The sequence below is a fragment of the Spirosoma aerophilum genome (genome assembly GCF_054782495.1).
The window spans coordinates 1-19,943 of record NZ_BAAGSJ010000050.1; the positions used below are offsets into that span (position 1 = coordinate 1).

The 19,943-nt window shown below is 49.6% G+C and carries 16 protein-coding genes; 7 read left to right on the top strand and 9 right to left on the bottom strand.

The window, feature by feature from the left end; all coding sequences use genetic code 11:
- Together ACYVK4_RS32505 and ACYVK4_RS32510 are read right to left on the bottom strand one after the other, a co-directional pair.
- The coding region (locus tag ACYVK4_RS32505) for an SdrD B-like domain-containing protein (RefSeq protein ID WP_461131749.1) at positions 1-1,360 on the bottom strand (1,360 nt) is incomplete at its 3' end.
- 115 nt (positions 1,361-1,475) lie between these two features.
- Complete coding sequence (locus tag ACYVK4_RS32510; RefSeq protein ID WP_461131750.1) at positions 1,476-1,715, bottom strand: hypothetical protein; 240 nt, start codon at positions 1,713-1,715, stop codon at positions 1,476-1,478.
- Between the two features lie 394 nt (positions 1,716-2,109).
- On the opposite strand from ACYVK4_RS32510, the gene ACYVK4_RS32515 reads away from it, so the two are divergent.
- Positions 2,110-3,030, top strand: a complete 921-nt coding sequence (locus ACYVK4_RS32515; RefSeq protein ID WP_461131751.1) for an RluA family pseudouridine synthase — start codon at positions 2,110-2,112, stop codon at positions 3,028-3,030.
- 122 nt (positions 3,031-3,152) lie between these two features.
- Here ACYVK4_RS32515 and ACYVK4_RS32520 read toward each other — a convergent pair whose 3' ends face one another.
- Entirely contained in the window at positions 3,153-3,836 is a 684-nt protein-coding gene (locus ACYVK4_RS32520; protein WP_461131752.1) for a glycosyltransferase family 2 protein, read from the bottom strand.
- Positions 3,837-3,875: 39 nt separating this feature from the next.
- A complete protein-coding gene (locus ACYVK4_RS32525) occupies positions 3,876-5,339 on the bottom strand; it encodes an ArnT family glycosyltransferase (protein WP_461131753.1) in 1,464 nt (487 codons plus the stop codon).
- A gap of 273 nt (positions 5,340-5,612) precedes the next feature.
- Between ACYVK4_RS32525 and ACYVK4_RS32530 the strand changes: the two genes are divergently transcribed.
- The 4 genes from ACYVK4_RS32530 (at position 5,613) to ACYVK4_RS32545 (ending at position 13,441) form a co-directional block, all read left to right on the top strand.
- On the top strand, positions 5,613-8,384 hold the full coding sequence (locus ACYVK4_RS32530; protein ID WP_461131754.1) for a TonB-dependent receptor: 2,772 nt from the start codon (positions 5,613-5,615) through the stop codon (positions 8,382-8,384).
- Positions 8,385-8,547: 163 nt separating this feature from the next.
- On the top strand, positions 8,548-9,264 hold the full coding sequence (locus ACYVK4_RS32535) for a DUF4405 domain-containing protein (protein ID WP_461131755.1): 717 nt from the start codon (positions 8,548-8,550) through the stop codon (positions 9,262-9,264).
- A gap of 461 nt (positions 9,265-9,725) precedes the next feature.
- A complete protein-coding gene (locus tag ACYVK4_RS32540; RefSeq protein ID WP_461131756.1) occupies positions 9,726-12,251 on the top strand; it encodes a DUF5686 family protein in 2,526 nt (841 codons plus the stop codon).
- Positions 12,252-12,586: 335 nt separating this feature from the next.
- The gene (locus ACYVK4_RS32545; RefSeq protein WP_461131757.1) at positions 12,587-13,441 is read left to right on the top strand and encodes a hypothetical protein; all 855 of its coding nucleotides are present in this window, start codon (positions 12,587-12,589) and stop codon (positions 13,439-13,441) included.
- A gap of 172 nt (positions 13,442-13,613) precedes the next feature.
- Here the strand turns inward: ACYVK4_RS32545 and pgmB are convergent, their stop codons facing one another.
- The 3 genes from pgmB to ACYVK4_RS32560 are packed head-to-tail and all read right to left on the bottom strand — an operon-like array spanning position 13,614 to position 15,519.
- Complete coding sequence (gene pgmB / locus ACYVK4_RS32550; protein WP_461131758.1) at positions 13,614-14,267, bottom strand: beta-phosphoglucomutase; 654 nt, start codon at positions 14,265-14,267, stop codon at positions 13,614-13,616.
- A 41-nt stretch (positions 14,268-14,308) separates the two neighbouring features.
- Positions 14,309-15,040, bottom strand: a complete 732-nt coding sequence (locus tag ACYVK4_RS32555) for a DUF4386 domain-containing protein (protein ID WP_461131759.1) — start codon at positions 15,038-15,040, stop codon at positions 14,309-14,311.
- A 29-nt stretch (positions 15,041-15,069) separates the two neighbouring features.
- Complete coding sequence (locus tag ACYVK4_RS32560; RefSeq protein WP_461131760.1) at positions 15,070-15,519, bottom strand: hypothetical protein; 450 nt, start codon at positions 15,517-15,519, stop codon at positions 15,070-15,072.
- Between the two features lie 280 nt (positions 15,520-15,799).
- On the opposite strand from ACYVK4_RS32560, the gene ACYVK4_RS32565 reads away from it, so the two are divergent.
- On the top strand, positions 15,800-16,417 hold the full coding sequence (locus tag ACYVK4_RS32565; protein WP_461131761.1) for an OmpH/Skp family outer membrane protein: 618 nt from the start codon (positions 15,800-15,802) through the stop codon (positions 16,415-16,417).
- Positions 16,418-16,587: 170 nt separating this feature from the next.
- Complete coding sequence (locus tag ACYVK4_RS32570; protein WP_461131762.1) at positions 16,588-17,385, top strand: SDR family oxidoreductase; 798 nt, start codon at positions 16,588-16,590, stop codon at positions 17,383-17,385.
- A 39-nt stretch (positions 17,386-17,424) separates the two neighbouring features.
- Here the strand turns inward: ACYVK4_RS32570 and ACYVK4_RS32575 are convergent, their stop codons facing one another.
- Both ACYVK4_RS32575 and ACYVK4_RS32580 read right to left on the bottom strand, forming a co-directional pair.
- Entirely contained in the window at positions 17,425-17,988 is a 564-nt protein-coding gene (locus tag ACYVK4_RS32575) for a Crp/Fnr family transcriptional regulator (protein ID WP_461131763.1), read from the bottom strand.
- Positions 17,989-18,088: 100 nt separating this feature from the next.
- Complete coding sequence (locus tag ACYVK4_RS32580) at positions 18,089-19,687, bottom strand: sensor histidine kinase (RefSeq protein WP_461131764.1); 1,599 nt, start codon at positions 19,685-19,687, stop codon at positions 18,089-18,091.
- Positions 19,688-19,943: the final 256 nt, after the last annotated feature.

Genomic DNA, 19,943 nt, shown 5'->3' on the forward strand with positions numbered 1-19,943 from the left:
GGGTACCGCTGGTGCCGTTACAGATCGTCAGGCTCGACAAGGTGGCCGTCACCGATGGGTTCACCGTTACGGTTGTCGACGTTACCCCCGGACAGGTTCCATAGGCTGTTGGGGTACAGGTTACGGAATAGACTGTCGTTAAGGTTGGAGCGACTAAAACACTGGTGGTAGTCGCACTAGACGTGTTAGCACTCCACAGTAAGGTTCCGCCCGTACAGCCAGATACCGATAGGTTTGTACTCTGTCCCTGACAGATCACCGGGTTCGTGGGTGTAATAGCCAGTGTTGGTACAAGTCCATCCTCTACAATAATAGGACAACACCCATTGGCAGGGCAACTAACATTAGCGGTCGTCGTAAATGTGTAACTGCCCGACTGCACAATTGTAAAGCTGTTTCCACTACCAACAGGTGTAGTACCGCCATTTCTAAACCATTGAACGTTGGTATATTGAGCCGGCAAACTGGCCACATACTCCTCCCCGGCACACAGCTTGATTGGAACGGTAACACACGTTCTGGCCGAATTATTGGCGGTACTGCTCTCGGTATCCGTTGTCGTTGCATAAGCTGTGTTATACAGAACACCCTCAGCACGTGTTGTGGTTGTGACAGTCAAACTCGTACTGGCACCGGCGGTTATTGTACCGATATTCCACGATAAGATACGGGTAGCTCCATAAGCCGCCGTTGTGGCTGTTGGCGACGAGGACACATAAGCAAGCCCAACATCGAGCGTGTCCCGTACAATTACGTTTGTAGCGGCTCCGCTTCCCGAGTTGTTTACCTGTATCGTGAAGGTTGCATTGCTGCCCAGCGTGGTCTGGGAGACATTCGTCGTTTTTGTAACGATCAAATCTGGATTACCTGCCACGAAACCAATGTCGTAAGAATTATCCTGCGTATTTGTGCTGTTGGTTGTCAGAAAAATAACAGCGTTCCCACCAATTAACTGAGCGTCACTGTCCACTTCCCGGTTACTTCCCTGCTGATAACCGGTCAACTTCAATCCAGTAGGAAAGTCAGTGGGATCAATACGAACTTCATAAGCGGTATTGGCAACAAGTCCCGCGGCAAATGTGTACTGACCGTTGTTATCCGTTGTTGTCTGGGCACGTTCGATCCCGCTTTGGTACAACCGAAGACGAACGTTTGCAATACCTGGCTCTCCGGCGTCCTGTATACCGTTTCTATTGTAATCCAGAAAGACAAAGTCACCGATGCCCAATAGCTTGGGGGCTGATTCCTTATGGGGCACATAGCCCTTCGTCAGCTGGCTCATCAGCAGTAAGGCCAATAGCCAACAGTACATCATCATCTGCCTGGGCAGGGGTAGATTAAATTGTAGAGTTTTATTCATTGGTTAAGCGAGTAAAATATTCATCAAACGGCAAGCACATATCTACTATAATCATTACTTAAACTATTCATTTTTAAGGCGTTACCGAAACTATCACGCAAGCAGGCGCGGGACATTAACAGGTTATAGAATCAAGCGTAACGACGGCATCCAGATAGCAAATCCCCGATGTGGCGTATAAACGAATGGCATAGGCCTGGTCAACGACAGGATTAGGCAGATTACTGAATGTAACGGCCCCTGCGGTAACCAGTGGATTCGTCGTTGCCCCTCGTGTCAGGAAGATCATTACGATAAACCCAGCCCCAGTGCAGCGGTGGATTGAAGCCGTAAATGAGCGATACACGTCTTTCATAGATTAACACAAGAAGACTTCATTCAAAGCCTCGAGCGAAGTTTCTTAGTTATAACTTATCAATATAAACTGACTATTTATTAATATTAAATACCATTGATTAACATATTATCCAATTTCGTGCCAATAGTGAACATTTTATTACATATAGAATTATGTAAAATAAATTTTCAGTAACTTGTTTATTATCAGAGCAGGATGCCAAATTGTGTTCATTAATATCCTTAAATCTTAAATTTTGGCACCGCGTTTTTGTATCCACTAATCAATATTACATTGATAAAATGAACTTGCTTATTCATTAATAAAGAAGAAGCAGGAGGTTCAGTAAATAGTCGGGTAGAAGAAAAGAAGCCTACAGGTAAGATCAGGAATGAAAACGTACCTTTGTAGCATGGACAATGCAAAAGAGCCCCGGCGGCAACGCGGCCAGCGAACAGATGTTAAACTGACGGTATCAGAACCCATCGAATTGATGGCCTTTCTGCTTGCTCAACTACCGCACAAAAACCGAAACAATATCAAGTCATTACTCAGTAACAAACAGATTCTGATCGATGGCAAAGTTTATACTCAATTCAATCACCCACTCAAAGCCGGTCAGATCGTTACTGTCGCCGGAAACCGGGCTCCTGAAACCTCTCAGTACCGGGGGCTGACCATTCTCTATGAAGATCAGAGCCTCATTGTCATTAACAAACAGGCAGGGTTGCTTTCCATGGCAACCAATAAAGAACGGGATCGCACTGCTTACGGCATTCTGAGCGACTACGTCAAAAAGGAAAATCCGAAGAACAAGATATTTATCATCCACCGACTGGATCGTGAAACATCGGGGGTTATGATGTTTGCCCGGAGCGAACAGGTTCAGCGGCCGATGCAGGAATCCTGGAATGCAACAACCAAAGAGCGTACCTACGTGGCCCTTGTAGAAGGGGTTCCCACGTCTGAGAAAGGCCGGATCACCTCCTACCTCCGCGAAAGCAAAGCGCTCATCGTGTACTCGAGCCAGAACCCTGACACCGGCCAGTTGTCCATTACCAACTATACCATTTTGAAGGCGAATAACGGGTATGCCTTACTGGAGCTGGAACTGGAAACAGGGCGCAAAAATCAGATTCGGGTACATATGCAGGACATCGGCCACCCCATCGCGGGCGATACCAAATACGGGGCGACCACCGACCCCATCGGTCGGCTGGGTCTTCACGCCGAAACACTTGCCTTCGAGCACCCCATCACCGGGCAGCCCATGCGTTTCAGCGCCCCCGTCCCCAAGTTATTTACGAGTCTGTTGAAAGAACGGGAGGAATAAGTCCGTAAGCGGCTTCGCCCAGGTTGGTAAGTCAGTAAGTGGCTGACGCAGGACTGCAAAACTCATGCGTCAGCCACTTACCGACTTACCAACTTGGGCGAAGCCGCTTACGGACTTACTAACTATTTCACAATCCTATATTTCAGCAATACCCAGATTGCTTCGATGCCATCCAGCCAGGATATTTTTTTTCCTTCGGCGATAGAGCGGGGATAATAGCTTATGGGTAACTCCCGAATACGAATACCCTGCTTGGCTACTTTGGCCGTAACCTCAGGGCAGAATTCAAAGCGTGTGCATTCTAAAGGAATTGAGCGGAGTAAGTTGGCATCAAACACTTTATAACACGTAGGCTCGTCGGTGAGCCGCTGATTAAAGAGGATATTGGTCAATAGGGTAACGACCTGCCCACCCACGTAGAAGCTGAAGTAAGAATGGCGGTTTTCCGGTTTGAGGAACCTTGAACCGTAAATTACCTTCTCTTTCCCGTCGACAATTGGCTGTACCAACGCCAGATAATCCTGAGGTTCATATTCCAGATCAGCATCCTGAACGATTGCTATTGTGCCGGTCATGTGTTGTATGGCCGTACGAATAGCAGCGCCTTTACCCTGATTCTTTTCGTGGAAAACAACCCGAACGTTAGGCACTGAGCGATAGGTGTCGAGTCGTTCGCGGGTACCATCTGTAGAACCATCGTCAACAATAATGATTTCTTTGTTTATGGGAACCGCCTGAATTTTTTCAAGTAATATATCAATAGACTTAATCTCGTTATAAGCAGGAATGAGAACAGATAGCAGCATAAAGCAAAGATAAGCGATAACAGAAGAACAATATTCAGGTTACTTACGTACCCAATAAATCAAGGGGAAACGGGGATTTTTAACCTGTACGAAATTTTTTCTCAATCCAGCCTGAAGTTGTCGGATGGCATAGGCATTGACGGGCTTTGCCAGTGCCGTACTATCATCAATCAAACTTGACCGATTGCCAAATATAACCAGCTTCAGGCTGGTGTCAGCCAGTGCCTGTCCGTAGGTATCCGGATGCGACTCGATATAATGGGTCGTCTGCATTTCCGTAAAAATAAAGGGCACATTAGGCTCCCGATCCGACAGGTAATACAAGCTCATCGCATTATCAAAGATCAGTACCTTGCCGGTAGGACCGGCCAACTCCCGGATAAAACTACCAGCCTGCTCTTCGCCCGAATAATCGGCAATACTAACGAACCGTTTGATAGCATCGGGGCGATACAGAAATCCGCTGATGAGTAACAGAACGCCTGCCAGACCACCCCCAATCATTACCAGTCGGTAAGGAATATGTGTATGACGAGCTTCGTAGCGGATTAACCATTGGTCGATGATATACCCCAGGTGCAGGGCAAAAAAGACCGCTGCCGGGAAGAAGTAATGACTGGCCTGTGTTTTCAGCATGGCTACACAGGAAAACCCCGCCATCAATAAAGCCAGCCAGAGTGCTGGTGTCTGCCGGTACAGGCTCCGATACGGCTCCTTCCAGACAAGCACGAATGATACAAGAAGGAGCGTGAGCAGCCAACTCAGTTTAATGATAAACTTCAATAGGAAGATCGTGTGAGAAGGATAGCCGCTAAAGGGATAGATATACGTCCATTCCAGGTGAGCCTCCAGCCGATTGGTTGCGTAGAAATAGAGGGCTGAACCAACCAGCGGCAGGGCAAAGCCCAGAAGCACCAGCATACCCCGCCCCACCATGGGTCCGAATGTTAGACGACCGGTCAGCCACAGAACCAGGATAAAGGCGCCCAGGCCGGCCACGTAGAAGGCGGCAACACTTTTAAAGCACATCGCAACACCCAGTAAGACACCGGCAGCCAGCCATCGCCAATTCGGACGGCCGTTTTCACGAACGACCACAGCAAAGGCGTTCAGGCCAAAGATGGCCACCCAGCTTTCGGGCTCCAGGAAATTCATTTCCATGAAAAAACAACTACCGGCGCTTATAGCCACCGCCAGCAAAGCTGCCCGGTTACCAAACACCCGCCCGGCCCGCCAGGCCGACACGACAACCCCGGTAGCCAGCAGCGTTATCAGGGCCGAAACGCTCACGTGATTATAGCCCCCCAACAGGTTGAGAAGCACGCTGGTTGACGAGTACAGCAGGTATGATTTTGAGGGAATGAAGTCGTAGAGGGAATAGCCTTCGCTGAGGGTACGGGCAAGTACCAGGTATTCATAGGCGTCGTAACCGTAACCTGAATTATAGGCAAATAGAAAAAAGACAGGACAGAACAGGGCCAGAAATAAAAAAAGTCGCGTCATATAAGCCCAAAACGGCGTTGGCTAAGTTACTAATAAACCGACAAATGTACTCGATTACGAACAAGCCTCCACGTCTCCATTCACCTTTTTGTTGACCGATCACTCATTGTTTCAGTTACCAGGCCAGGGATAGCCAAGCGAAAAACCCCGGCATTTAGTTTATTCTTCGCACGGCTATTCTTCGCTTTCGACAACAAAAAAACGGCATTCAGCCAGATTGGTTTTCGGTTGTAGTAATACAGGTTCAATTTTGACCCATTAATAAAAGAACTCATGAAAGCCCTGTTACTATCTGTACTCATCGTTAATGCGACTGCTAGTTTCGCCCAAAATCCTACGCAACCCGGAGCACCTGCCAGCGGTACAGTAGTGACGCCGGCAACCACGGCTCCGGTAGCCGACCCTTTCGGGGCAAGACCCGCTACCACCCGCCCGGATAATTTCACTGCGCCAGGTGGCCCCACAACCATTGGGGTACAGCCACAACCGGGCAGCACCCCCTCAGAAGCCGAACCCATTGCCCGTGGCAACGGAAAGATCAGTGGTGTTCTGATGGATTCGACAACCAGCAAACCCGTTGAGTTCGCCACTATTGCCCTGCTCAACTTAACAACCAACAAACCGATAGACGGAACAACCGCCGATGCCAAAGGGAAATTTACACTTGGCAAAGTGGCACCGGGTCGGTACCGGCTTCAATACTCGTTCATCGGCTACAAAGACAAACGCAGTGCCGTGGTTACCATTGACCGGGGCAGTGATATTAACGTGGGCACCATTAAACTCTCGGCCGACGTTCGTACCCTGAATGAAGTAAACGTAGTAGGCCAGGCCGCTATGATCGAAGAGAAAGTAGACCGGCTCGTTTACAATGCCGATAAAGACATTGCGGCCAAAGGGGGCGATGCGGGTGATATTCTACGTAAAGTTCCCATGCTCTCTGTCGATCTGGACGGTAACGTAAGCCTCCGGGGTAGCAGCAACGTAACGGTCCTGATCAATAACAAGCCCTCGACCATTGTCGCCAGCAGCGTAGCCGATGCCTTGAAGCAGATTCCGGCCGACATGATCAAGACGGTAGAAGTTATTACCTCACCATCTGCCAAATACGATGCGGAAGGGTCTGCCGGTATCATTAATATCGTTACCAAGAAAACCACCTTACAGGGCGCTACGCTCGATGTAAACGGTGGTGTTGGCAACCGGGGCTCTAACCTGGGACTGAGCGGTAACTACCGCACCGGCAAAATGGGCTTTTCGCTCAGCGGATTCGGACGGGCAGAATACAACGTTAAAGGTGCATTCGCCAACGACCAGACAACCCGAAATTACGACGCAGCTACCAACACTTATTCAGCCAGCACCCGCACCACCCAAACGGCCAACACGCTCAGCCAGCGTCTGTTTGGCAACTACCAGCTGGGTTGGGATTACGACGTTGACAAGCGCACCTCGCTTACGGCCAGCGTTCGCTACGGCGCCCGTAACGGGACTGCCAATCAGTACAATCTGTTTACACAAACGATCAGCCCCAACAGCTACTTCCCGATCGTTAATAACCGGAACGTACAGACAAAAGACCTGTCGGGAACAGTAGATGCGAACCTGACCTATACCAAAATTTACAAACCACAGCAGGAATTCAGCATCCTGGCGCTCTTCAGCCGGAATAACCGAACCAACAATTTCGTCGCTGACATCCTGGGCGGTACCGATTTCCAGACGATTACGGCTCGTCAGAAAAACGATAACCTCAGCTACAACCAGGAATCAACCCTGCAAATTGACTATCAAACCCCTATCAAAACCAACCAGTTGCTGGAGTTTGGCGCAAAAGGTATCTTCCGGCAGGTGAACAGCCAGTTCCAGTATTTCCTGGCCAATGGCGATACCGGCGATTTCATTATCGATAATAGCCGCCTTGGCAACACGCTGGACTACGACCAGAATATTGCAGCTTCTTATTTGTCGTACACAATGACGACAAAGAGCAAGTTTACCATCAAAGCTGGCGCACGTTACGAATATACCTTCATCAATGCCCGGTTCAGCAACGAAAGCGCCGGAGCGGCCTCGTCCATTCCAGATTACGGCAACCTGGTTCCGAGCATCAATATTTCGAAAAGCCTGAAGGGCGGTAAGATCATCAAACTGGCTTATAACCGCCGGATTCAGCGTCCGGGTATTCAATTCCTGAACCCGAACATCAACGCAGCTAACCCAACTAACATTACGATCGGTAACCCATACCTATCGCCCGAATTGACCGACAACGTCGAGTTCAGCACCAGCGCCAACATCAAAGGCTTATACCTAAACGCATCGCTGTTTGCCCGTCGTACGGCCAACGAAATCACCGCTGTCCGTGATGTATCGAGGGAGTCGTTCGGCGACATTACGAACCCGGTTCTTCAACAAGTTATCCGAACCACCTATCAGAACGTGGGTCGTCAGGATGCCGTTGGCCTGAACCTGTTTGGTAATGGTACGCTGTTCCGTAAACTCCAGTTGGGTGGTGGCCTCGACCTCTACCATGTCAACCTGACCAATAACAACGCGAATCCAATTTATTCAGCATCGAACTCGGGTTGGGTAATTGGAGGCCGGATTCAAAGCAGCGTTTCGCTCACAAACGGCTGGGGCTTCCAGTTGTTCGGTGGCGGCCGGGGCAAGCAGATCCAGTTGCAGGGTTATCAGAGTCCCATGTATTTTTACAGCATTGGTGTCCGGAAAGAATTCAATAACAAGAAGGCCAGCCTGGGTATTGCCGGAGAGAACATCTTCAACCACCCCTTCACGCAGCGCTCCGAATTATCGTCGCCTATCCTGACGCAGAATTCTCAAACGAGCTTTTACAACGCGGGGGTTCGTATGACGTTTAGCTACAAACTTGGCAAAATGAGTTTCGATGCCCCACAGAAACGCCGGAAGTCGGTTAATAATGACGACGTAAAAGATGGCGAAGGCGGTGGCGACAACCAGCCACAAGGCACACAGCAGGCGGCTCCGGCTAGTGGTGGTGCCCGCGGTGGACGCCCACGCTGATAACAAGACATAGCTCCCGTACAGAGCTGAATGCGACTATACGGGAGCACAATCAATTAGATTAGGTTGGTGATCAATCCCTCTTGCTTTGCAGGAGGGGTTTCTCGTTTGCTCCCAATTGTGTTTATTTTACCTTTACCGTAACATTCACTTTAAGACTATTATGAAATCAAAAAACCTGGTTAGCCTGTCCGTTTCTGCCGTCTTCTTCGTGCTGTCCATTACCGGTCTCCTGATCTATTTTGGCCAGGGTGGTTATGTGGTTGACCATACCCACGCCTGGTTTGGCATTCTGTTTTTCACGGCTGCCGTGTTTCACATCGTCAATAACTGGGCGTCGATTGTTGGGTATTCTAAAAATCGACGGACGGGCAGTATCCAGAAAGAGTTAATCGTTCCGGTCGTTATCGTTGCCATTTTTGCCGCTGGCATCGGTTTCGATGTCCCTGTCTTCAAGAAGTTAGGCAACGCGGGCAAAGACCTCGTTCGGGGTAGTCGGCCACGCGGTGGACCACTGGCACAAACCGCCGTTGATTCCATTGCCAATGCCGTTGAAACTGCCTATGCAACAGCCTATACGAAAGGTGATACCGGTGCTCTGGCTGCGGTAATGCCCGTTAAAACAGCCCTATTGACCGAGGCTGGTACTATTTTGAGCGGTTCTGATCTTCAGAAGAATATCCTGAAACGAACGACACCGGAAGTGATAAAAACAAAAGTAGATCGTGCCGAAGCCCTTGACGACCACACGATTCTGGTATATGGTACATCCACCAACTCAACCGCCACATCGCCGTCCGTTTATTCACACGTGCTGAAGGAGCAGGAGAAGAAATGGAAGATCATTGCGGCACAACGGGCCTTCCCATCAGTGCAGTAAGAGCCGTTGACCCTGTTAAAATCCATCTAACTGAAAACATTTCAACTGGAGTTAGATGGATTTTTCATTTTATACAAGTGCTTAACAGGCTTCCTCTTTCCTAAATGCAGCCTATACCGATCGGTCTGTCTATACGTTTAACCCTGGATACGATCGGAAAAAGAAAACCCTTCACGCATTTGTAGCGCTGGTCGAGAAAGGGGATTACTATTGCCTGGGGTAAGCCAGCTTATTTTACACATGCCTAAAAAGGCTGCAACAAAACGACTGAACAAAGCGTACAGACATATATAAACCGAGACCTATTTCCTGGAAAAAGTCAATTTTCTTTTCCTTTATTACACTTATCCTTAACTGATTACGCCTTAACCTACCTTGCTAAGTTAAGTTTTTGGTATCGAGTAAACTCTATTGCTAACTCAGGGGTTAGTGAAGTAAGTACCTGTACGCCTGACTATTGAATGAAGCAAATTTTACGACTTACTTTCTGCCTGCTATTCATCGGTCCGGCGCTTTCAGTTATGGCCCAGACTACCTATGTGGTGTCGGGCCAGGTAACGAACGCGGTAACTGGTGAGGGTATTCCGTTTGCCAGCATTGCAGTAAAAGGCAAAACGTCAGGTACAACGTCGGATGTCAATGGCCGATACTCATTGCGCCTTACGCAGCTCTCCGATTCACTTCTGGTGCTCAGCTTAGGGTATAAGACGGCCTCTTACCCCCTCCTGCCGCAAGCCAGCCAAACGATCCATGCCTCCTTAACGCCGGCATCTACCAAACTAAAGGAAGTAAAGGTTTACGCGAAAGGAGGTGACCCGGCCTATCGTGTTATGCGGGAAGCCATTCGTCGGCGCGATGAGTATAACCCACTACGGTTATCGGCCTACCAGTACGACAGCTACACGAAAGTGGAAGGGTACATCAACAATTTTGCCGGGAAGCGTAAAAATAACAAGCGGTCTGGTCCCATCAGTCGGCTGCTGGGCAAACTGCCAGCCATTACGGATGCGAATGGCAAACCCGCCATACCGGTCTTTATTTCCGAGACAATCTCTAATTTTTACGCCCGTTCCAACCCCGAAAAAGTAAAAGAATATGTGCAGAAATCGCACGTAACCGGGGTGGGCGTTAGCGATGGCGGTCTGATCGCGCAGCTCACCGGTGCTTCTTTTCAGCAGTATAATTTCTACCGAAACTCGCTCAATATCCTCCGAAAAGATATTCCATCCCCCATTGGCAGCCAATGGGAAACCGTCTATACCTTCCGGATGCGGGATACCGTTGTGCTGAACAATACCGTTTGTTACACCATTGACTTTGGCCCCAAGCGAACCAGTGATCTGGCGTTTACCGGCACCATGCTCATCGATACCCTCCACATGGCGCTGACCCAGATGGACGCGCGCGTTGATAAGCAGGCTAACATTAACTTCGTCGATGAACTTCATATCGAGCAGGACTGGAGTGTAACCCCATCGGGGCTTCGTTTTCCGGTCCAGACGCAGGTGACCATCGACACCGACGAACCAACACCACGGGCTCCCGGTGCGTTGATTCGCTTCATTACATCTGCCAGTAATATTATCGAGAACCTCCCCAAGGATGTGGGCTTTTACGACCCGTCTCTCGAACTGGCCGATGACTTTAAAGAAACCGATGCGGCTTATTGGCAGAGCGTTCGTCCGACGTCCCTCTCGCCTAATGAGTTCAGGGCAATGAAGGTGGTCGATTCCGTACGCAGTATTCCCATTGTAAAGGTAGCGGGCGAGATCATTGCCCTGGGTGTTCTTGGCTACAAACCACTTGGCAAGCTGAACATCGAGCTAGGGCCGCTCTTATACTCCTATGCCAGAAACTCGATTGAGGGACAACGATTTCGCCTTGGCCTGCGCACCAATACGGGCTTTAGCCGGAAGTGGCAACTCAATGGTTATGTGGCTTACGGCACGCAGGACCAGCAGCTGAAATACAGCGCTAACATCGAATACATTCTGAGCCGCAAACCCTGGACTGTGGTCGGCGTTCGGCAGAGTTATGATCTGGAACGCGTTGGCGTATCGGCCGATAACATCGGCAACAACTCCCTCTTTGGTGCATACGCCCGTTTCGGCAACATCCGCCGACCGTATTTTCAACTTGAAAATCTGGCTTATTTCCGTCGTGAACTGGGGCGAGGATTTACGCAGACTGTTGCTCTCCGCAATCGCAGTTTTGAGCCCATGTTTCCCTTTGCGTTCAACCCGCAGCTAAGCGATAGAGACCAGTCTGTCCGCAGCCAGTATCAGATCACCGAATTAATTTCTGAAACACGCTTTGCGCCGGATGAAGTTATTCTGCAAAATGACAACGTTCGGGTGAGTGCCGGTGCCACGCGCAAACCAATTTTCACGCTGCGGTATTCCCTTGGCCTACAGAATGTACTGGGCAGCGATTTCAACTACCAGCGAGTGGCGTTAACGATGAAGCACTCGTTTCGGATGGGAGTTCTGGGCCGAACCTATTATACCGTTGGCGCGGGTATTATTCCGTCGACGGTCCCCTACCCGCTGTTGTATACTCCTTTGGGCAACGAGTCATCGTTTTACGTAGGTAACGCCTTTAACCTGATGAACTACTTCGAGTTCATCTGCGACCGCTGGGCTACCCTACAGTTTGAGCACAATTTCAGCGGCTTACTGTTTAACCGGATTCCGGGACTTCGCCGGCTCAAATGGCGTGAACTGGTCACAGCCAAGGTACTTGTCGGGAGCGTAACAAACACGAATCTAGCCGTTATTCCAGCCGCCACCGAAGCCGGGCAGGCTGTTGAAGGTTTTAGTTCGCTAAACCGAACGCCCTACATAGAAGTAGGTTACGGCATCGATAACATCTTTAAAGTTCTTCGTGTCGATGCCATTCACCGGCTTAGCTACCGGGACAATGTCGGACGAACGGGCATTCCCGTTACGCCGTTCGCCATCAAATTTTCGGGCTGGCTTTCCTTTTAGCCTTGTGCCAGGGGTTAAAAGAGTAAACATGGAACCCGCCCAGCCAAACATCTGACTACTCAGAAGGCTTCCTTTTTACCTTGCAGAACCAGTTGGGATCAGACAAAAGCTTTGATGGAATAATTCTGAAAATACTTCACATAGGCTGGCATTTATTTGTCGAATTAATAAAAACAAAATTAATGGTGTGGAAAGAATACGAAAAGGCCGCTTTTGTATGTAAACAAAAGTAACCGCTAATGCAGCGCCCGCATTTCGTTTTTGTTTATTTTTACGTTCAGTATCTTTCCATTTTTGCTTCTATCCTTTCCTAAAAATTCCCTTTTTTCATCGGTATGGAAAACCCAGCCAAATCAACCACCGAAAATGAGGTGGAAGCCCTTCGGCAGGCCATCAAAAACAAATATAAACAGTACCATCTTTTAGATAGAGACCGATTTCCCGAATTTGAATACAATACAAACAGAACTAACTACGAACCGCTGCGAGAATCTTTTAATGAGGAGTTTTATGCGGTAAGAGGTCTGGATCGGGCGAATAATACCATTCACATCCCCAGCACAAACACACTGGCCCTGCTCTTCACAGGCGACGGCTACCTTCCAAAAGGGAAAATTCTCAACACCTGTCGCTCCTATGCGGAAGGACGAACGCAAAAGGTGATTACGCCAGCCGTTTCTGATCCAGTAGCCCCCACACCAATAACACAATTAAAGGTCACATTGAGTAGCCGAATCAACAGGCGTACTCTTCTTCTGGTAAGTCTTGGCATCGCGGCCGGTCTTCTGACCTACGCGAGTATTTTTTATTCCCGCTCAGCGTTGCCCGCTGGTAAAGTAATCATTACGAGTCCTACCAGCGGCATGACCGTTCCCCGGATCATGATTGCCCAGGGGAAAGCACCCGGTGCAAAGCAGGTCTGGCTTGTTGTTCATAACCCGAAATATCCCGAGTACTACGTACAGGACCCAATTGGTGTCGCTAAAGATGGCGTGTGGGAAGGGTTGCTCTATACAGGAAGCGTTGCCAAAGGGAACATTGGCATGCGATTTCAGGTACGCGCCTTTGCCAATCTGACCCAATCCTTACCAGAAGATCAAATCATCGATGCCTGGCCCAAAGCCGAGTTTTCGTCTGACATCATCGAAGTGGTAAGAGGAGCACAGGATGTCCTTACCCCTGCTCCGTAAGGGTTTTCGAGGTTACACTTCTTACTGATCTGTAACAGACCGTGCTACTGACCTGACTTTACAAACTATTCAGCGTGAATAACGGACATGGAGCAGCTTGATAACCAGCTGCTCCATGTCCGTTATTCACGTTGGTTTCTACAAATAGATTGACAATAAACATCAAACGTAATTAAGAGGCTGCCAGGACGGTATCTACGGTCAGGCTTTCCAACGAGGGAGCCACCAGATCCGCATGGGCCAGCGTCTCGGGGGAACCCAGTCCAACGACAAACATGCCGCCCCGCTTGCCGGCTTCAACACCCGCTACGGCATCTTCGAACACGACGCACTCATCCGGACGAACGCCCAGTTCATCGGCGCCTTTCGTAAATACTTCCGGATCGGGTTTGCCTTTGCTGATTTTAGTACCATCAATGATTGCATCGAATGCATCAGTCATGCCTATACGCTCCAGAATTAGCGGAGCATTCTTACTGACCGAGCCCAAAGCCGTTTTCAGCCCGGCTTTACGTACCTGTGAAAAAAACGTAGCGACGCCAGGCAGAATATCATCGGATGTCATTCGACTGACAAGTTCAAGATACCAATCATTCTTCTTGGCAGCTAATTCGGCTTTCTTGTCATCGGGCAGTGAGAGTCCGCCATGCGCCAGAATGAGGTCCAGTGAATCTGTCCGGCTCACGCCTTTAAGCCCTTCATTGAATTCTTCGGAGATGTCGAAGCCGAGTTCATTGGCAAGCCGTTTCCAGGCCTGATAATGGTAAATAGCGGTATCGACAATGACCCCATCAAGGTCGAAAAGAAATGCTTTTATCTGACTCATTTGTGCTTTATCGGCTAAATAAGGCGCAAAGGTAGACAGTTTTAGTCAAGAGCGGCCATGTGCTCACGGGTAGCCAGTCGCAAAAACTGAACGCCTACCATGATCAGCCAGATCAACCAGCCGGTACTCCCCATTAGCCCGGCCAGCTCCCAAACCGGAAAACCCGGAATAACGGTAGCAAACAACTCCCCTTGTGCCAGCAAATAGATAGCTGAAGCTGCATAACCAAACCAGCTCACCCAAACAGGAAATAGTTTTAGCTTATTGAACGCCGACGCCATCATAACCGTCCAGGCAATGGTGAAAAGCTGGCCCAGGTGTTCGCCCAGCACCACACCGCCGTATTGGTGAATCAGTTTAAACGATACCACGGTAGCCGCCCGAATGGCTGGATCGGTCGTGTGGACATAGGTCGAAGCCAGCACGGGAACAACGAAGGTCCACCGCAGGAGGCCAATGATCTGTACCAGACCCGACACGACGCCCAGCATGGTAGCCCAACGAACAAAATAGAGTTTGCTTTCGAATCGCTGACCGATGAGCACATAGGCTTCGAGCAACGGTAGGCCTGTCATGGCAAAGGCCCACCAAACCGCAATGAGGGTAGCTCCACCCGCCTGAAAACGTGTTAAGAGCAGGCCGGCATCCTGCCGGAGAATAGCCGGATAAGCGAAGATCACGGTCAGAACGGTGTACGGGATCATAACTAAAACAGCACCCAGTATCAGTAAATTACCAATAAGGCGGCTGGAAGGCTGACTGGTCGTTTTCATGGTTGGAATTGTTCGTTGCGTATCCATGATTACCAGGCAAATGCGTAGCTGATTCCCGGCGTCGGGTTTACTTTCAGGTCTTGTCCGGGTGCGGTCAGCACCGCTACGCCAATGCGGAGGTTAAGCCCTTCCCAGATCATCCATCGAAAACCAACTTCGCCCATGGCTCCATTTTTAGCTTCATAGTCCCGATCCAACCCCCGAACGTACGACGCAGACAGGTAAAAAGAAGATGGATTTGGCCGTTTGCCTACGGGCAGGAACCAATAGGTAAGGCCCGTTCGAACAAACGAGGTTGTAACACCCGACGTAAAGTTGGTCGGGTAATAGCCCGCATGAACGGAAACATGACTTCGGCGGTATTCAAGCCCGATAGAGGGGTTTCGGAAGCCATTGACACTGATTTCGTGCCGGGAAAATTGCTGGGCAACGAGGGGGCTTGATAAAAAAAGAAGGCAGGCAAGCAGGATAGCTTTCATATCGTCTTTTCGATTTTGATTAACGATACAAAGTTGGCCGACTGCCCGGCGCGTCTACTAGACAAATGTCTAATTCGATCAACGACTGCGTTTTATCCTCAGCCTATGCGGGCGATCACGCGCAGGCAGGAAGTTGTAAAATCGTCCATAGGAGACGATAGTCGATTGACATTGGCTTGTTTACTGACCCGTAGTGCTGTTAAAAAGTGTTAAGCTTGCCGATGAGTTAAAGTTTCTCTATAACTTGTTACTTAACAAACGTCCTCTTAGATAACCACCAATGAATTCGCCAGTCCACCCGTTTCGTTTCCAACTACACCTCACGCAAACACGTATTACTACATGCCTGGCAGCACTGATCCTGTTTTGCCTCAACACACACGCCCAACACTTAAAAGTTGGCTTTACCCGAATCGACTATATTATCTCCCAGCTGCCGGAGTCGAAACAGGTAAACGACCAGTTGACCATTCAGCAGACACAAGCTGAAAACGAATTAAAACGGCTGCAAAAAGAATTCAACGACAAGTACGCTGATTACCAGTCGAATGGCCCAAAAATGACTGAACCAATTCGACGGGATCGGGAAACGGAATTGCAGTCCTTACAAACCCGCGTCCAGGAGTTCAGCCGGACGGCTCAGGAATCGTTGCAGAACAAATACAAGCAATTGATGAGCCCTATCCTGAGTAAGGTTCAGCAAGCCATTGATAGTACCGCGAAGCAGAATGGTTATCATTATATTTTAAATATGGGTACGGGCGGCTCTTCCGATATCCTGTACGCATCGGAAGAAAACGACATTACAAACCTGGTACTTTCCCGTTTGAGTGTTGTGCCCACCACCACACCGAAGCCGTCAACGAAACCCACTCCACCGGCTCCAAAGAAAAAATAGTCGGTAGCGCTCCCTAAACTTTCTTCGATTCTCCAAAGAACGAAGGCAAATAAGAACGGCTTTCATACTTTAGGGGCCTAATTCCAATTAATAGTCCCACCGTTGCGCAGGGGTACCTGGGCGGCATCAACTTGTGTGGCTTTTAACAAACGTATTCAGCCACAACGCTTATGGCAAAAATTATTCTAATAACGGGTGCGTCGACCGGGCTTGGCGAGCACATGGCGAATTATCTGGTTAAGCAAGGTTACATCGTGTATGGCACATCGCGCCAGGCCGGACCGTCGAAGTCATTTCATGCGCTGAGTATGGACGTATGCAGCGAGGAAAGCATCCAACAGGCTATCGAACAAATAAAATCGGAGCAGGGTCGACTCGACGTATTGATCAACAATGCGGGTCTGGGCATTGCCGCGCCCATAGAACTCGTTTCGCTCACCGATGCCCATCGTGTGCTCGACACCAATGTGGTGGGCGTTATTCGGACCATACAGGCCGTGCTGCCGCTCATGCACCAGCAAAAATCGGGGCTCATTATCAACATCAGTTCAATAGCGGCCGAAGCGGGTTTACCCTACCGGGGCGTTTATAGTGCCAGCAAAGCAGCCCTCGACCGCCTGACGGAAGCCCTCCGCCTGGAAGTGGCTCCGTTTGGCATACAAGCCTGTACCGTACAACCCGGTGGCACAAAAACAGCCATCAACAAAAACAGATTGCGGGCCACTATCCCCGCTGCCAGCATCTATAAAGAAACATTTGACCGGACGTATGATCTGATCGATCAGAGCGTTAGCGAGGGAATTGATCCCGATGTATTCGGGCCGTTGATTAACCGGATCATCCAGTCAGATCGGGTAGACCGGCTTTATCGGGTAGGAAAACCCATCGAGAAGTTGTCGGTTCTGCTCAAACGCCTTTTGCCCGTTGGTATGTATGAGCGTATGATTCGCAACCACTACAAAATGTAACTTCGAACGATTTCATTCGCTTCGAACCACCTATCCCGCTCACCGAATCTGTCCGCGAATTCGGCTTAAGTGACGGGGTGTTACGCCCAGAATAGAAGCCAGATGATGGAGGGGCACTTCCTGTAACAGGCGGGGCTCCTCCGCCATTAGCTTTTGATAGCGTTCTTCGGCGGTTAGCGTCAACAGGTTAAACCGGCTTTCATCAATACAGTTGATCTGCTCCTCCAGCATACCCACATAAAACACATCGAACATCGGGATTTCCCGCCGTAGCTGGTCGAAGGCGGGCTTGTCAATGATCCAGACGTCACTATCAACCAGGGCGCGGATGGATTCGCGGGCGGGTTTTTGTTTCAGAAAGCTACTCAGCGACACAATGAAACCACCCGAACCCGTGGTGTAGGTGGTTATTTCTTCGCCTTCACGCGTGCAGAAATAGTGAAAAAGTCCCCGGTCAATAAAACCCAGTTGCTGACTGATTTGGCCTTCTTTCAGGTAGTACTCCCCTTTACTCACGACCCGACAACGGAACTGCCGGGTAATGACACTCCGCTGTTCCGGCTCGAAGCCACTTTCCTGAAAGAATGCCTCAAGCTTTTCCATGTTTTTTTGGATTGACGCGACCTGAACTACCCGGCGCGCTGCTCTCCTGCTCCAGGGTACAGGTGAATATAAGGCATAAATCAAACGAATACCAATTGATTCAGGCGGGCAGATAAACCGTGAAGACAGTCCCTTTCCCCATTTCACTGCTAACGCGAATAGCGCCGTCATGCTGCTCGACCACTTTTTTAACCACGGCCAGCCCAATGCCTGTGCCCTCAACCTGCTCCCGGTTGTGCAGCCGCTGAAAGACCTGAAAAATAAGGTCGGCATGCCGTTGATTGAACCCCACACCATTATCCGCTACGCTGATGGACCAATAGTCGCTATCAACCGATAAGTCCTGCAGTAGGTCCGTTGACAGGTCGATTCCCTTTACGAATACCGCCGATACCCTCACGACCGGCGCAATGGGCTGCGCCACATCATCCGTCCGGTAGAACTTAAGGGCGTTTGACAAGAGGTTGTGAAATAACTGCCGGAGTTGAAACCGATCGCCGGTCAGATCGGGCAGCGGCTGCCCATCGCCAAATTCAAGCCGGGCCCTGGTAAGTTGGATAGGGTGCCAGAGATCTTCGGCAATATCTTCGAGCAATTGGGTCAGTGAAAAAGGTCGAAACATCTCCCGCTGCGACGCAATGCGCGAGTAATCCAGTAAATCCCGAATAAGGGACGACATACGCTCCGAGGCTGCCTGCATTCGCTCGATCATGTAACGCCCCTCCCCGTCCAGCACCGATCCATACTGCTCTTTCAACAGGTCGCCAAACGACTGTATTTTTCGCAACGGTTCCTGCAGGTCGTGCGAAGCGATGTAGGCAAACGACTGAAGATTTTCGTTAGACCGCTTTAACTCCATATTGGCCGCTTCGAGTTGCTGGCGATAATGCCGGTTTTCCGAAATATTCATGTTCGAAATAACAATGCCATCACCTGATTTGGCGGCTACCCGCAGCCACCATTGCTCCCCATTGGCAAACTCAGCCAGATCCGGCTCACCCGTTTCTATAACACGAACATACTTAGGAAAATCGACCTCCCGCATAGCCGGTGGGGCCACCTCCGAAAACCGCTGGGTCATAATCGGTTCGGCCAGATCGCCCCACATTGCTTTTGCCTGTCGATTGGCCATTCGTGTTCGGAAATCGACAATCCTGTTGTCCTCGTCGCGAATCGCTTCGTGAAGCGAAATCGCTGCCTGGGCATTATCAAGCACCGTTTGAAACAAATCGGCCTGCTGTTTGATCGCCAGTTCTGCCTGTTTACTATCGGTAACATTTATGAAAGTGACAACGACCGTGTCTACCCCCTGCCGAACTGCCGACACCGTAAACCAGGCTTCCAAGCCGTTGGCGTCTTTATAGTATTGGGTTGTTTTTTCGGGCTGTCCGGTCTTGATGACCCGGATATACAGATCGAACAAGCCCGATTCGATATTACCGGGAAAGGTATCGAGCAGGCGTGTGCCAATAATCTGATCCGGTGTCATGGCTAAACTCTGTTCAACCGCCGGATTAGCCGATTGCATCAGGAAGTCTACCACCTGCCCGTTGGTGTCATACATAGCTGACATCGAAACAACGCTGTTCAGTGATGCATCGAAAGCCGATAAAGCCAGTCGAATCGCTTCGGGGGAACGGTGCGCGAACGGGTCAGTAAACGCTTGACCGCCCTGGCTACTAACAGACGACAAACTCATTAAATGATATTGTTAAAGGCTGGTTTATTATTAATCCATAAAGTCCCTAAATGACTACAAAAAGAGGATTTTGTTCAACAGATAACGACTATTTACCTTAAAATTATTGGCTATCCTTTTTCAGATATGCCGTTGCCATCCGGAGAGATCTTGCCCATAGACTTGCGTTAAGATCACTCAAATTTACAACGGCACATCAAGTTTTTACGAACAATATTTGAAGGCATAGCTCTGTAAATCAACATCGTATGGGGCC